15 protein-coding genes are annotated in these 14,360 nt (G+C 60.8%); 12 read left to right on the top strand and 3 right to left on the bottom strand.

The features are described 5' to 3' along the window. Together VM94_RS29250 and VM94_RS23730 are read right to left on the bottom strand one after the other, a co-directional pair. Positions 1 to 664, bottom strand: a 664-nt coding sequence (locus VM94_RS29250; RefSeq protein WP_046686308.1) for an aldolase/citrate lyase family protein, incomplete at its 3' end; no start/stop codon positions are given. Between the two features lie 110 nt (positions 665 to 774). Further along, positions 775 to 1,764, bottom strand: coding sequence for a malate dehydrogenase (locus tag VM94_RS23730; protein ID WP_034752084.1), 990 nt, complete (start codon positions 1,762 to 1,764; stop codon positions 775 to 777). Between the two features lie 305 nt (positions 1,765 to 2,069). On the opposite strand from VM94_RS23730, the gene VM94_RS23725 reads away from it, so the two are divergent. From VM94_RS23725 to VM94_RS23685, 10 genes are all read left to right on the top strand, one after another. Further along, on the top strand, positions 2,070 to 2,957 hold the full coding sequence (locus tag VM94_RS23725; protein WP_082127888.1) for a GntR family transcriptional regulator: 888 nt from the start codon (positions 2,070 to 2,072) through the stop codon (positions 2,955 to 2,957). Positions 2,958 to 2,966: 9 nt separating this feature from the next. Next, entirely contained in the window at positions 2,967 to 3,179 is a 213-nt protein-coding gene (locus VM94_RS28380) for a hypothetical protein (RefSeq protein WP_138829166.1), read from the top strand. Positions 3,180 to 3,263: 84 nt separating this feature from the next. Then, the gene (gene sdhC, locus VM94_RS23720) at positions 3,264 to 3,686 is read left to right on the top strand and encodes a succinate dehydrogenase, cytochrome b556 subunit (protein WP_046685732.1); all 423 of its coding nucleotides are present in this window, start codon (positions 3,264 to 3,266) and stop codon (positions 3,684 to 3,686) included. Beyond that, the gene (sdhD, locus tag VM94_RS23715; protein WP_046685731.1) at positions 3,686 to 4,051 is read left to right on the top strand and encodes a succinate dehydrogenase, hydrophobic membrane anchor protein; all 366 of its coding nucleotides are present in this window, start codon (positions 3,686 to 3,688) and stop codon (positions 4,049 to 4,051) included. Before sdhC ends, sdhD begins: the two co-directional genes overlap by 1 nt. Positions 4,052 to 4,053: 2 nt before the next feature. Further along, positions 4,054 to 5,835 carry a succinate dehydrogenase flavoprotein subunit gene (gene sdhA, locus VM94_RS23710; protein ID WP_046685730.1) on the top strand — a complete coding sequence of 594 codons (1,782 nt, stop codon included), beginning with the start codon at positions 4,054 to 4,056 and terminating at the stop codon, positions 5,833 to 5,835. 9 nt (positions 5,836 to 5,844) lie between these two features. After that, positions 5,845 to 6,555 carry a succinate dehydrogenase iron-sulfur subunit gene (locus VM94_RS23705; protein ID WP_046685729.1) on the top strand — a complete coding sequence of 237 codons (711 nt, stop codon included), beginning with the start codon at positions 5,845 to 5,847 and terminating at the stop codon, positions 6,553 to 6,555. A gap of 117 nt (positions 6,556 to 6,672) precedes the next feature. Next, complete coding sequence (locus VM94_RS23700) at positions 6,673 to 6,954, top strand: FAD assembly factor SdhE (protein WP_034752073.1); 282 nt, start codon at positions 6,673 to 6,675, stop codon at positions 6,952 to 6,954. Between the two features lie 122 nt (positions 6,955 to 7,076). Beyond that, positions 7,077 to 8,378, top strand: a complete 1,302-nt coding sequence (gltA, locus tag VM94_RS23695; protein WP_034752071.1) for a citrate synthase — start codon at positions 7,077 to 7,079, stop codon at positions 8,376 to 8,378. A 99-nt stretch (positions 8,379 to 8,477) separates the two neighbouring features. After that, positions 8,478 to 8,819, top strand: coding sequence for a winged helix-turn-helix transcriptional regulator (locus VM94_RS23690; RefSeq protein WP_046685728.1), 342 nt, complete (start codon positions 8,478 to 8,480; stop codon positions 8,817 to 8,819). 215 nt (positions 8,820 to 9,034) lie between these two features. Further along, complete coding sequence (locus tag VM94_RS23685) at positions 9,035 to 9,577, top strand: NAD(P)H-dependent oxidoreductase (protein WP_046685727.1); 543 nt, start codon at positions 9,035 to 9,037, stop codon at positions 9,575 to 9,577. 17 nt (positions 9,578 to 9,594) lie between these two features. On the opposite strand, the gene VM94_RS23680 is transcribed toward VM94_RS23685, so the two are convergent. Continuing rightward, a complete protein-coding gene (locus VM94_RS23680; protein ID WP_052755914.1) occupies positions 9,595 to 10,050 on the bottom strand; it encodes a hypothetical protein in 456 nt (151 codons plus the stop codon). Between the two features lie 115 nt (positions 10,051 to 10,165). On the opposite strand from VM94_RS23680, the gene VM94_RS23675 reads away from it, so the two are divergent. Both VM94_RS23675 and VM94_RS23670 read left to right on the top strand, forming a co-directional pair. Next, positions 10,166 to 11,140, top strand: a complete 975-nt coding sequence (locus VM94_RS23675) for a LysR family transcriptional regulator (protein ID WP_046685726.1) — start codon at positions 10,166 to 10,168, stop codon at positions 11,138 to 11,140. Between the two features lie 257 nt (positions 11,141 to 11,397). Beyond that, complete coding sequence (locus VM94_RS23670; protein WP_046685725.1) at positions 11,398 to 14,250, top strand: 2-oxoglutarate dehydrogenase E1 component; 2,853 nt, start codon at positions 11,398 to 11,400, stop codon at positions 14,248 to 14,250. Positions 14,251 to 14,360: the final 110 nt, after the last annotated feature.

The following is a 14,360-nucleotide window of genomic DNA, read 5'->3' as shown; positions in this document are numbered from 1 at the left end:
CCGTCGTCACGTTATGCGACGGCACCTTGCCGTGCGCGTGGCAGGCGGCCGCCACTTCCAGTTTGGCGCGCACCACCAGCGGGTGCGTGAACTGGCCCGGCGTGCGCATGGCGGCGGCGGGAATGGCGCCGTAGTGGGCCGAAACGAAATCCATGATGCCGAAGGAGAGGCATTCGACCTGGGGCAGGGCGGCGATGGCGTAGGCGTCGCGCAGCGCGCCATGCGTCTCGATCAGGATGTGCACGGGCAGGTTGTCGCGGCCGGCGCGGCGCGCGTGCAGGTTGATCAGGTCGATGGCCAGCATGGCATCCTGCACGCCGGCCACCTTGGGCACGGCGATGTAGGCCAGGCGGGACGCGGCGCTGCAGATGATTTCCACGTCACGCACGAAAAACGGGCTGTCGACGTCGTGCACGCGCACGCCGATGCGGTTGAACTGGTTCTCGTCGCTGGCCAGCAGGCCGGCGATCATCAGGGCGTGGGCTTCTTCATTGCCGGCGCTGGCGCCGTCTTCGCAGTCGAACGTGATGTCGAACAGGGGGCCAAGCTCTTGTTGCAAAGCAATCGATTTACGCATCAGCTTTTCAGAGCCGGCGTAGTGGTCGCAAGCGGCGAGCAACAGCGGCTGGCGTTTGCCTTGGAATAAAACCTCGGAAGGGTGCATGCTTAAGGCATTTCTGCAGGTAAAAACTACTTGAGAAAACAGCCGCGCCGCGAATTTCGCGGAGCGGCCTTCTTGGCGGGCGGCGCATTGCCGCGCCGCCAACACTGGACTTAAGCCAGCAGGTGTTTCACGCCTTCGCGCTCTTCGGTCAGTTCTTTCAGGGTCAGGTTGATGCGCTCTTGCGAGAATGCATCGATTTCCAGACCTTGAACGATGGTGTACTCACCGTTGTCGGTGGTGACCGGGAAGCCGAACACGGTGCCTTCAGGAATGCCATACGAGCCATCCGAAGGAACGCCCATGGTGGTCCACTTGCCGGCGGTGCCCAGCATCCAGTCATGGATGTGGTCGATGGCGGCGTTCGCTGCCGACGCTGCCGACGACAGGCCGCGCGCTTCGATGATGGCCGCGCCGCGCTTGCCGACGGTAGGCAGGAACACGTTGGCGTTCCATTCCTGGTCGTTGATCAGGTCCTTGACAGCTTTGCCGTTGACGGTGGCGAAGCGGTAGTCCGCGTACATCGTAGGCGAGTGGTTGCCCCACACGGTCAGCTTCTCGATGTCTTTCACGGCGGTGCCGGTCTTGGCAGCGACTTGCGACAGCGCGCGGTTGTGGTCCAGGCGCAGCATGGCGGTGAAGTTTTTCGCTGGCAGCGATGGCGCCGATTTCATGGCGATGTAGGCGTTGGTGTTGGCAGGGTTGCCGACCACCAGTACTTTCACGTTGCGCGAAGCGACGGCGTCGAGCGCCTTGCCTTGCACCGTGAAGATCTGGGCGTTCGCTTCCAGCAGGTCCTTGCGTTCCATGCCTGGGCCGCGCGGACGCGCGCCAACCAGTACGGCCACGTCGACGTCCTTGAATGCCGTCAGCGGATCGGAGTGGGCGGTCATTTCCGTCAGCAGCGGGAAGGCGCAGTCGTCGATTTCCATCATCACGCCCTTGAGCGCCTTCTGGGCTTTTTCGTCCGGGATTTCAAGCAGTTGCAAGATGACAGGCTGGTCTTTGCCGAGCATGTCGCCATTGGCGATGCGGAACAACAGGGCGTAGCCGATCTGGCCGGCGGCGCCGGTCACTGCAACACGCATTGGGGTTTTAGCCATGATGAATCTCCAAAAATGGGAAAGAAAACGGGCTTGAAGCTGGGCTTACGCTTATCCGGAAAAACTATAATGATACCAAAACCGGCCCGCGCCACCGAATTGCTGGTGTACGCTGCCGTCACGCTTGTGCTGCACGAAGCCAGAGTGGCTGGCCGACAACATAAAACGCGGGCTCACAAGTTTTATCGAGGGCAGTTTAGGCCTCTGATCCCTATCTGTCAATCATATCTTATGTCTTATATAAGACAGATAACTACGTGTGTTTTACTGGACGCGGGCAGTGATTTGTGTTGAAATGTCGGACTATGAATTCCGCCTCGTCCAATCTGACCAACAATGCCACTGCTGCAAGCGGGGCGGTCAGTCCGACCGCGGGCACCCCGGCCATGCCCGTCGCCGCGGCAGCCAGCACCGCCGCCGCCCCTGTCGCCAGCGTGAATGCCACTGCGGCCGTGCCCGCGCCTGCCGCGACCGCATCGCCCACCTTCAGTCCCCTGTACCAGCAGATCAAGGCGCTCATCACGCAGAGCCTGCAATCGGGCGAATGGAAGCCGGGCGAACTGATTCCCAGCGAAGTCGAGCTGGCAGGGCGCTTCAAGGTCAGCCAGGGTACGGTGCGCAAGGCCATCGATGAACTGGCCGCCGAAAATCTCGTCATGCGCCGCCAGGGCAAGGGCACCTTCGTTTCCACCCACCATGAGGCGCGCGCGCATTTCCGCTTCCTGCGCCTGGTGCCGGACGAAGGCGTGCCGCATTATCCCGAAAGCAAATTTATTGAAGTCAAGCGCGTGCGCGCGCCGGCCGACGTGGCGCGCCTGATGGACCTGAAGTCCGGCGATGCCGTCATCTTCATCAAGCGCGTGCAGTATTTCGACGGCGTGCCGACCATCGTCGAGGAGCTGTGGCTGCCCGGCCTGATCTTCAAAGGCCTGACGGCCGAGCGCCTGGTGGAGTACAAGGGTCCCATGTACGGCCTGTTCGAAACGGAATTTGGCACGCGCATGATACGCGCGTCCGAGCAGATCCGCGCCGTGTGCGCCGACGCGGGCGCCGCGCAACTGTTGAATATCGATCTCGGCACGCCCTTGCTCAGTTCCGAGCGCGTGTCGTTTACCTACGGCGACAAGCCGGTCGAACTGCGCCGGGGCTTGTACCTGACCAGTCGCCATCATTATCAGAATGAACTCAGCTGAAGCGGCGGGATGTCCCTGGACGTCCGAACAAGCAGCAAGGCTGAAGTGCATCGCTTGCAAGATGCCTGCCGCGAGGCGGGCAACGGAGACAACGGAAAGCGCAGCGACAGCATGGCCCGCCCCGGCGGGCCGTGTTTTGCCGGCGATTCTGTAATTAAATTACGTGAACTACGGAAAGTAGCGCGGTATTTTGTAGTAAAAAACCATTTTGGTTATATGTAACAATAGATATTGGTATCGGTTGCGAAAATCGGCGAAAATCGCGGCTTCAATATTTAGTTGAAATTCAAAGGGGAGGTTTTTGTTATGTCTGAAGCCGTAAGAGAAGTACCAAAAAAAGAACGGCCGCAATTCCGTAACATCCATGTTACCGAATTGTCGAACTACCGCATGGCGATCGGCGCCATCGTCTCGATCCTGCATCGCATCAGCGGCATCATCATTTTCGCCCTGCTGCCGGGCATCCTGTACATGCTGGAACTGAGTCTGCGTTCCGAAATGTCCTACGCCTACTTCCAGGGCATCGCCTCGCACTGGTTCGTCAAGCTGATCACCCTGGGTCTGGTCTGGGCCTTCCTGCACCACTTCTGCGCCGGTATCCGCCACCTGTTCATGGACGTGCACGTCGCCGCCGAGAAAGAACCTGCGCGCAATACGGCCAAGTTCGTTCTGGTGATCAGTCTGGTACTGACCGCTCTGGTCGCTTTGAAACTGTTTGGAGTATTTTAATGGCAAACAATAACATCGGACCGAAACGCCTCGTTGTCGGCGCCCATTACGGCTTGCGCGACTGGCTGGCGCAACGCGTCACCGCCCTCGTCATGGTGGCCTACGTCGCCATCCTGCTGATCGCCTTCCTGACCGGCAGCAACTTCAGCTATGAAGGCTGGGCAGGTCTGTTCGCACAGCAATGGTTCAAATTAATCAGCCTGGTGACGTTTGTTGCCTTGTTCTACCACGCATGGGTCGGCGTACGCAATATCTGGATGGACTACGTGAAAAGCGTTGGCCTCCGCCTGACCCTGCAAATTGCCACCATGCTGTGGTTGATCGCTTGTGCCGGCTGGACGGTACAGATACTCTGGAGTGTGTAATCGTGGCAGCATATAAATCTGCAATTCCTACCCGCCGCTTTGATGCGGTCATCGTTGGCGCCGGCGGTTCCGGCATGCGCGCGTCGTTGCAGCTGGCTGAAGCCGGCCTGAACGTCGCAGTGCTCTCGAAAGTTTTCCCGACCCGCTCGCACACCGTGGCGGCGCAGGGCGGTATCGGCGCGTCGCTCGGCAACATGGCCGAAGACAACTGGTTCTGGCACATGTTCGACACCGTCAAGGGTGGCGACTATCTGGGCGACCAGGATGCCATCGAATTCATGTGCCGCGAAGCACCGAAGGTCGTGTACGAACTGGAACACTTCGGCATGCCGTTCGACCGCAACCCTGACGGCACCATCTATCAGCGTCCTTTCGGCGGCCACACGGCCCACTTCGGCGAAAAGCCGGTGCAGCGCGCTTGCGCGGCAGCCGACCGTACCGGTCACGCCCTGTTGCACACGCTGTACCAGCGCAACGTGCGCGCCCGTACGCATTTCTTCGTCGAATGGATGGCGCTCGACCTGATCCGTGACGCCGAAGGCGACGTGATCGGTGTAGTCGCGCTGGAAATGGAAACCGGCGAATGCATGATCCTGGAAGCAAAAACGACGGTCATGGCAACGGGCGGCGCAGGCCGTATCTTCGCCGCGTCGACGAATGCGTTCATCAACACGGGCGACGGCATGGGCATGGCGGCACGCGCCGGCCTGCCGCTGCAAGACATGGAATTCTGGCAGTTCCACCCGACCGGCGTGGCCGGCGCGGGCGTATTGATCACCGAAGGCGTGCGCGGCGAAGGCGGCATCCTGATCAATAGCGAAGGCGAACGCTTCATGGAGCGCTATGCGCCTACCCTGAAGGATCTGGCGCCGCGCGACTTCGTCTCGCGTTCGATGGACCAGGAAATCAAGGAAGGCCGCGGCTGCGGTCCGAACAAGGACCACGTGATGCTGGACCTGCGCCATATCGGCGCCGACACCATCGCCAAGCGCCTGCCGTCGATCCTGGAAATCGGCCACAAGTTCGCCAACGTCGACGCCACCAAGGAACCGATTCCTGTCGTGCCGACGATTCACTACCAGATGGGCGGCATCCCGACGAATATCCACGGCCAGGTCGTCACCCCGACCGGTCCGGATAATTCGGCGAAAGTTGTCAACGGCCTGTACGCGATCGGCGAATGCGCTTGCGTTTCCGTGCACGGCGCCAACCGCCTGGGCACGAACTCGCTGCTCGACCTGGTGGTCTTCGGCCGCGCGGCCGGTAACCACATCGTCAACAGCGGTCTGAAAGCCAAGGAAAACAAGCCTTTGCCAGCCGATGCAGCCGACTTTGCCATGGGCCGCTTGCAGCGCCTGGAAAACTCGACCGGCACGGAAACCGTGCAGGGCGTGGCGAACGACATCCGCGCCACCATGCAGAAGTACTGTGGCGTGTTCCGTACCGACGAGATGCTGAACAAGGGCGTCGAAGAAATCATGAAGCTCGACGAGCGCCGCAAGCACGTCTCGTTCAAGGATAAATCGATGGTCTTCAATACGGCCCGCGTGGAAGCGCTGGAGCTGGACAACCTGATCGAAACGGCAAAGGCGACCATCGTCTCGGCAGCGGCCCGCAAGGAATCGCGCGGCGCCCACGCCCAGGACGACCACCCGACCCGCGACGACGACAACTGGATGAAGCACACGCTGTGGTATTCGGAAGGCAACCGACTGGAATACAAGCCAGTCGTGACCAAGCCTTTGACGGTTGATACCTTCAAACCGAAACCACGTACTTTCTAAGGCTATACCATGGCACGCACTCTCAAATTCAAAATCTACCGCTACGATCCTGACCAGGATGCCAAGCCTTACATGCAAGACCTGACGGTCGAGCTGAAAGACACCGACAAGATGCTGCTCGACGCACTGCAGCGCATCAAGTCGGACGTCGATGACTCGCTGGCCCTGCGCCGCTCGTGCCGCGAAGGCGTGTGCGGTTCGGACGCGATGAACATCAACGGCAAGAACGGCCTGGCATGCACCACCAACCTGAACGAACTGACCGAGCCTATCGTGCTGCGTCCGTTGCCAGGTCTGCCGGTCATCCGCGACCTGATCGTCGACATGACGCAATTTTTCAAGCAGTACGATTCGATCAAGCCTTTCCTGATCAACGATTCGATCCCGCCTGAAAAAGAACGCCTGCAGTCGCCGGAACAGCGCGAAGAACTCGATGGCCTGTACGAGTGCATCCTGTGCGCATGCTGCTCCACGTCGTGCCCGTCGTTCTGGTGGAATCCGGACAAATTCGTCGGCCCGGCTGGCTTGCTGCAAGCCTACCGCTTCATCGCCGATTCGCGCGACGAAGCCACGGGCGCGCGTCTGGACAACCTGGAAGACCCGTATCGCCTGTTCCGCTGCCATTCGATCATGAACTGCGTCGACGTCTGCCCGAAAGGGTTGAACCCGAACAAGGCGATCGGCAAGATCAAGGAATTGATGGTCCGCCGCGCGATCTGATCCCCCTGATCGCATCCGCCGGGCGCCGTTTGCGGGAAGAGGGTATCCTCTCTTGCCTGCAGGCGGCGCCTGCAAAGCAGCACCGTGCCGCAAGGCACACGTAAAGTGGTAAACCAAATGACAGAATCAATTTTGTCCTCGCATCAGGCCGACCCGGCCAACCGCGCCCGCCTGCGCTGGCGTTCACGCCGTGGCCTGCTGGAAAACGATATTATCCTGACCCGTTTTCTCGATGCGTATGAAACCGAATTGACCGATGAAGAAGTTGACGCGCTGACGCGTTTGCTGGATTTATCGGACAATGCGTTAATGGATCTGGTACTGGCCCGTAAAGAGCCGGAAGGCGAAGTCGATCTGCCGCATGTGCGCGCACTGCTGCAACGACTGCGCATTGCCTAGACGCCTGGGCGATATATTGCAAACGGTGCGAGTGGCGCGCTGTAGCACTGCCGAATTGCGGTGCGAATTGCAGCCAGAATTTTTGATTTTAATTTCGACTCACTCCCGAGAAGGAAGAGCCCATGAATATCTCTGACACAAAAGCTACCCTGTCGTTCTCCGATGGCAGCCCATCGCTTGAATTTCCAATCTACAAAGGCACGGTTGGCCCGGACGTCATCGACATCCGCAAACTGTACGCCGGTAGCGGCAAGTTCACCTACGACCCAGGCTTTATGTCGACGGCCGCCTGCAACTCGTCGATCACCTACATCGACGGCGACAAGGGCGAGCTGCTGTACCGTGGTTACCCGATCGAACAGTTGGCCGTCAACGCCGACTTCATGGAATCGTGCTACCTGCTGCTGAACGGCGAACTGCCGAACGCGGCGCAGAAAGCCAAGTTCGTCGACACCGTCACCAAGCACACGATGGTGCACGAACAGATGCAATTCTTCTTCCGTGGCTTCCGCCGCGACGCGCATCCGATGTCGGTCCTGGTGGGCACCGTCGGCGCGCTGGCATCGTTCTATCATGACTCGCTGGACATCAACGACCCGCGTCACCGCGAAGTGTCGGCCATCCGCCTGATCGCCAAGATGCCAACCCTGGTCGCCATGACCTACAAGTACTCGGTCGGCCAGCCGTTCGTGTACCCACGCAACGACCTGTCGTACAGCGCCAACTTCATGCACATGATGTTCGCCAACCCGTGCGAAGAGTACAAGGTCAATGACGTGCTGGTGCGCGCACTGGACCGCATCCTGATCCTGCACGCGGACCACGAGCAAAACGCATCGACATCGACCGTCCGTCTGGCCGGTTCGTCGGGCGCCAACCCGTTCGCCTGTATCGCTGCCGGTATCGCCTGCCTGTGGGGTCCTGCTCACGGCGGCGCCAACGAAGCGGCACTGAACATGCTGAAAGAAATCGGCACCGTCGAGAACATCCCTGCCTTCATCGCGCAAGTCAAGGACAAGAACTCCGGCGTCAAGCTGATGGGCTTTGGCCACCGCGTGTACAAGAACTTCGATCCACGCGCCAAGCTGATGCGTGAAACCTGCTACGAAGTGCTGCAAGAACTGGGTCTGCAAGACGACCCGCTGTTCAAGCTGGCGATGGAACTGGAAAAGATTGCACTGAACGACGAGTACTTCGTGTCGCGCAAACTGTACCCGAACGTCGACTTCTACTCGGGCATCGTGCAATCGGCGCTGGGCATCCCCGTGTCGCTGTTCACCGGTATCTTCGCTATGGCCCGTACGATCGGCTGGATCGCCCAGTGGAACGAAATGATCGCCGACCCAGAGCAAAAAATCGGCCGTCCGCGCCAGCTGTTCGTCGGTTCGACCACGCGTGAAGTACTGCCACTGGACAAGCGTTAATCCAGAGCGGTATCGAGCAAACAAAAAAACGGGCTTCGGCCCGTTTTTTTATGCCGGGCTGTTATGCTCGGACCCTGGATCCACAGGAAGCACAACGCGATGAATGATGAAACCTGCGCCCCCAGCGGCGTGGCCCTGGCCGATACGGCATTTGGCTATACCTTGTCGCTGATCGGCGGCAAATACAAGATGCTGATCCTGTATGCGCTGGCGGCAAACACCGTGCTGCGGCACAACGAACTCAAACGCCATCTCGGCGGCATCGCCTTCAAGACCCTCAGCGTCGTGCTGAAGGAGCTGGAAGCGGACGCGCTGATCGTCCGCAAGGAATATCCCCAAGTGCCGCCCAAGGTGGAATATTCGCTCTCAAGCAAGGGCGCCTCGCTGATCCCCGTGCTCCACACCCTGTGCGAGTGGGGCGAACGGCACCAGCCAGCCTGATCCTGATATGCATGGCAAGGCGCTTTTCTATAGCTAAGTAACTTACTTTTTGTATGGTATGAGCAATAAATGTGCGTACTTGTATAAAGTACTCGCCATGGTTATGCTGTTTTTGCTTCTGGCGGTGCAATGAAGCGCCGCGGGGCAGGGTACCGGCTTGCCTGCTTTTCTGTGCATGCGGGCCGGTGTATCCATCCCATTTCAGGAAAAACAGCATGTTGAAAACCCTTGTTATCGTCTTCCATCCCTCCATCGACACGTCGGTCGCCAACAAGCGCTGGCTGCAGGAGCTGGCGCAGTATCCCGACCGCTACACCATCCACAATGTGCACCAGGCTTATCCGGATGGACAGATCGACGTGGCGCGCGAGCAGGCGCTGGTGGAGGCGCACGCCAATGTGGTCTTGCAGTTCCCCGTGTACTGGTTCAACTGCCCGCCCTTGCTCAAGCAGTGGCTCGATGAGGTGCTGGCGTACGGCTGGGCCTATGGCACGGGCGGCGATGCCTTCAAGGGAAGAAAAGTGGCGCTGGCCGTGACGGCAGGCATCCGCCAGGAAGACTTCAAGCCGGAAGGCAAGTGGAACGTCACCCTGGCGCAGCTGCTGGCGCCGTTCGATGTCACCCTGGCGTATATCGGCGCCGACAACCGCCGCTTCTTTGCCTTTTATGGCGCGGAAGACGGGCCGAAGGAAACGGGCTATGCCGAGCGGCTGGCGCGCAGCGCGCAAGCGTATGAGCGCTTCCTGGCCGCGTTGTAGGGCCGGCCAGAACGGCCTCAGTTCAACGCCGCTTCCAGGTGGCGCAGGGCGACGTGCCGGCCTTCCAGTGGCAGGCTGTCGCCCTCAAAGGGTTGCGGCAGGACGATGCAGCGCGGTGCATTGTGCTTGAGGATGCCGCCCCAGTGGGCGACCCTGGCGCCGGCCTGGCTGCGGATCGCCTCGACCGTGGCGCCGCTGGCGAGGATGTCGGCGTGCGGAAAGGCTTGCTGCAGCACGCCCAGGCCGAAATAGGCTTGCGGTTCGGCCGCGCTGATATAGATGGTGGCCAGGCGCTTGCCGCTGGCGGCGATGGTGTGCGCTAACTGCGCCGCGTCGCCGCGCAGGAACTGGGTGTTGACGAGGATGGCGTCCGTCAAGCCGCTCAGCAGCAGCGAAGTGGACGGTGCGCGGCCCAGCACATCCAGGCGGAAGGTTTCCAGGGTGCGGGAGGGGCGGGCGGCGCGTGCAAACATATTATTCTTTCTGCATTGGATGCTCTCCCGCATATTATCCTTTCGACCAGGCGCGACAAATAGGGTAGATTGCAATACTTAGTTGCATGGATCGGATGAATCAAGGGAGTACCGCATGGACCGCATCACCGCAGCACAAGTATTCGTCGCCATCGCCGAGCGGGGCAGCATGGTGGCCGCCAGCGAGGCGCTCGACATGTCGCGCGCCATGGTGACGCGCTATCTGGCCGAGATGGAAGAGTGGGCGGAGGCGCGCCTGTTGCATCGCACCACGCGCCGTCTGAGCCTGACGGATGCGGGCGAGACCACCTTGGCGCGCTGCCGCCAGATGCTGGAAGTGGCCGGCGCCATGGCCGTCACCTCGCCCGAGGGCCTCGACACGCCGCACGGCTTGCTGCGCATCACCTGCTCGCAATCGCTGGCGCAGACGGCGCTCGCTGGCGCAGTAACCGCTTACCTGCGGCGCTACCCGCGCGCCGCCGTCGACCTGCAGATGGAGAACCGCGCCGTCAACCTGGTGGAGCAGCGCATCGACCTGGCGATCCGCATCACCAACGCGCTCGAGCCGAACCTGATCGCGCGCCAGCTGGCCAGCTGCGCGTCGGTGGTGTGCGCCGCGCCATCGTACCTGGCCGCGCATGGCACGCCGCGCCGGGCGCAAGACCTGGCGCTGCACAACTGCCTGACCTATACGTATTTCGGCAAGAGCCTGTGGCAATTCACGCACGACGGGGAAGCGCTCACTGTCCCCGTCAGCGGCCGCCTGTCGGCGAATGAGTCGCTGGTCCTGCTGGTGGCCACGGTGGCGGGGGCGGGCATCGCCATGCAGCCGCGCTTTTCGGCCGCGCCGCTGATCGCCAGCGGGCAGTTGGTGGAGCTGCTGCCCGCGTACCAGCCGCAGGACATGGGCATCTATGGCGTCTACACCTCGCGCCAGCACATGTCGCCCCTGCTGCGCACCATGCTCGACTTCCTGGTGGAGTGGTTTGCCGGCGATCCCGAGTGGCTGGCAGCCATCGCGGCGGGGCCGTTGTCGGGCAGACCAGTTGGCCGCAAGCGGCACGCCGGCAGGGCCGCCGATGTGCCGTAAGCACAACAGTGACAGGCTTGCAAGCCCGGGAAAATCAACAACACAGCTTACATTTGCTTGCCAAATAAAATTCAACTAGCCGTTGTTGCGTTACAATACCGCGTGCTATTCTAAATGACGGTATGCAGAATGCTGGTGCAATAAAAAAGCCCTTCCCCACAACTTGATGTGCAATCCGCTAACCGGTCAGGCCGTGTCGCGGAAGGTTAGATTAACCCGCTAATTCCTCGCGAAGCGCGAAGAAAGGTGAGCAATATATGCAGCAATTAACGACCAACTCCTACCTGTTCGGTGGGAATGCTCCGTACGTGGAAGACCTGTACGAGGCGTATCTGAACAACCCAGGCTCGGTACCCGATAACTGGCGTTCCTACTTCGACGCAATGCAGCACGTGCCTGCCGTCGATGGCACCAACAAGCCTGACGTGGCGCATGCCTCCGTCGTCGCCTCGTTCGCCGAGCGCGCAAAAGCAGGTCCGATCCGCACAGTGACCGCTTCCTTCGATGCCGAAATGGGCCGCAAGCGCGTCGCCGCCACGCAATTGATCGCCGCTTACCGCTACCTCGGTTCGCACTGGGCCAACCTGGACCCGCTGCAACGCCAGGAACGTCCGATGATCCCTGAGCTCGAGCCGAGCTTCTACGGTTTCACCGACGCGGACATGGACACCGTGTTCAACATCAGCAATACCTATTTTGGCCCCGAGACCGCCACCCTGCGCGATCTGCTCAACTATCTGCGCGATACCTACACGCGTTCGATCGGCGCCGAATTCATGTACATCTCCGACCCGGCCGAAAAGCGCTGGCTGCAAGAGAAACTGGAATCGATCCGCTCCACCCCGAATTTCACCCCAGAGAAAAAAATCCACATCCTCGACCGCCTGACCGCGGCTGAAGGCCTGGAACGCTATCTGCACACCCGCTACGTGGGCCAGAAGCGCTTCTCCCTGGAAGGCGGCGAAACCTTCATCGCCTCGATGGATGAAACCATCCAGCGCGCCGGCGAAAAAGGCGTGCAGGAAATCGTCATCGGCATGGCCCACCGCGGCCGCCTGAACGTGCTGGTGAACACCCTGGGCAAGGCGCCGCAGGAACTGTTCGAAGAATTCGAAGGCAAGCATGGCGACGACCTGCCTGCCGGCGACGTGAAGTACCATCAAGGTTTCTCGTCGGACATCTCCACCGCAGGCGGCCCGGTCCACCTGTCGCTGGCGTTCAACCCGTCGCACCTGGAAATCGTCAACCCTGTGGTCGAAGGTTCCGTCAAGGCCCGCATGGACCGTCGCGGCGACGCGCAGGGCGCGCAAGTGCTGCCTATCCTGGTGCACGGCGATGCCGCTTTCGCCGGCCAGGGCGTGGTCATGGAAACGCTGAATCTGGCGCAAACCCGCGGCTACCATACCGGCGGCACGGTGCATATCGTGATCAACAACCAGATCGGTTTCACCACCTCGGATCCGCGCGATGCCCGCTCGACCCTGTACTGCTCGGACGTCGTCAAGATGATCGAAGCGCCGGTCCTGCACATCAACGCCGATGATCCGGAAGCCGTGGTGCTGGCGACGCAGATCGCGCTCGACTACCGCATGGAATTCAAGAAGGACATCGTCCTCGACATCATCTGCTACCGCAAGCTTGGCCACAACGAGCAAGATACGCCGGCGCTGACGCAGCCACTGATGTACAAGAAGATCGGCCAGCATCCAGGCACCCGCAAGCTGTACGCGGACAAGCTGGTAGCGCAAGGCGTGATCCCTGCCGATGGCGGCGACAAGATGGTGGCCGCGTTCCGCGACGCCATGGACGCCGGCAAGCATACCGTCGATCCTGTCATCTCGAACTTCAAGAACAAGTACGCCGTCGACTGGCTGCCGTTCCTGAACAAGAAATGGACCGATTCGGCCGACACCGCCGTGCCGATGACGGAACTGAAACGCCTGGCCACCCGCATCACCACCGTGCCGGAAGACTTCAAGGTCCACTCGCTGGTTGAAAAAGTACTGGGCGACCGCGCCACCATGGGCCGTGGCGAAATGAACCTGGACTGGGGCATGGGCGAACACCTGGCCTACGCATCGCTGGTATCGTCCGGCTACGCCATCCGCCTGACGGGCCAGGACGCCGGCCGCGGCACCTTCGTGCACCGCCACGCCGTGCTGCATGACCAGAACCGCGAGCGTTGGGATGCAGGCACCTACATTCCGCTGCAAAACGTGTCGGACAACCAGGCGCCGTTCACCGTCATCGACTCGGTGCTGTCCGAAGAAGCCGTACTGGCCTTCGAATACGGCTACTCGACCGCTGAGCCGAACACGCTGACGATCTGGGAAGCCCAGTTCGGCGACTTCGCCAACGGCGCGCAAGTGGTGATCGACCAATTCATCAGCTCCGGCGAAGTGAAGTGGGGCCGCGCTTCGGGCTTGGTCATGATGCTGCCGCACGGTTACGAAGGCCAGGGTCCTGAGCACTCGTCGGCCCGTCCTGAGCGTTTCCTGCAGCTGTGCGCAGACAACAACATGCAAGTGGTGCAGCCGACGACGGCTTCGCAGATCTTCCATTTGCTGCGCCGCCAGATGGTGCGCCAGTTCCGCAAGCCGCTGGTCATCCTGACGCCGAAGTCGCTGTTGCGCAACAAGGATGCCGGTTCGCCGCTGACCGACCTGGCCAAGGGCGGTTTCCAGACCGTCATCGGCGAAGTCGACGACAAAATCGACGCCAAGAAAGTCAAGCGCGTGGTCGCCTGCTCGGGCAAGGTCTATTACGACCTGGTCAACGCACGCAAGACCCGCGGCCAGACCGACACGGCCATCGTGCGCCTGGAACAGCTGTATCCGTTCCCGCACAAGTCGTTCGCTGCCGAACTGAAGAAGTTCCCGAACCTGGTCGAAGTGGTCTGGGCGCAGGACGAGCCGCAAAACCAGGGCGCCTGGTTCCAGATCCAGCACAACATCTTCGAAGGCCTGGAATCGGGTCAGCGTCTGGCTTACGCCGGCCGTCCTGCTTCGGCGTCGCCTGCTGTCGGTTACTATGACAAGCACTACGCCCAGCAAAAAGATCTGCTGGAAACGGCATTCTCGAAGCTGAAGGGTTTTATCCTGACCAAGTAAGTGGCAGGATAAGGGGCGCCATGCGATTGCACGGCGCCTGCTTGCATACATCATGACGGAGCGCCGCCCTTGCTACGCAGGGGCGGCGCCGCAATAACAAAATAAACGGA

It is taken from the genome of Janthinobacterium sp. KBS0711, assembly GCF_000988085.1.
In the GTDB taxonomy this organism is placed as follows: Bacteria; Pseudomonadota; Gammaproteobacteria; order Burkholderiales; family Burkholderiaceae_D; genus Janthinobacterium; species Janthinobacterium lividum_E.
Note: the sequence above shows the minus strand (reverse complement) of the source record. Positions and strands in the feature narration are given on the sequence as shown.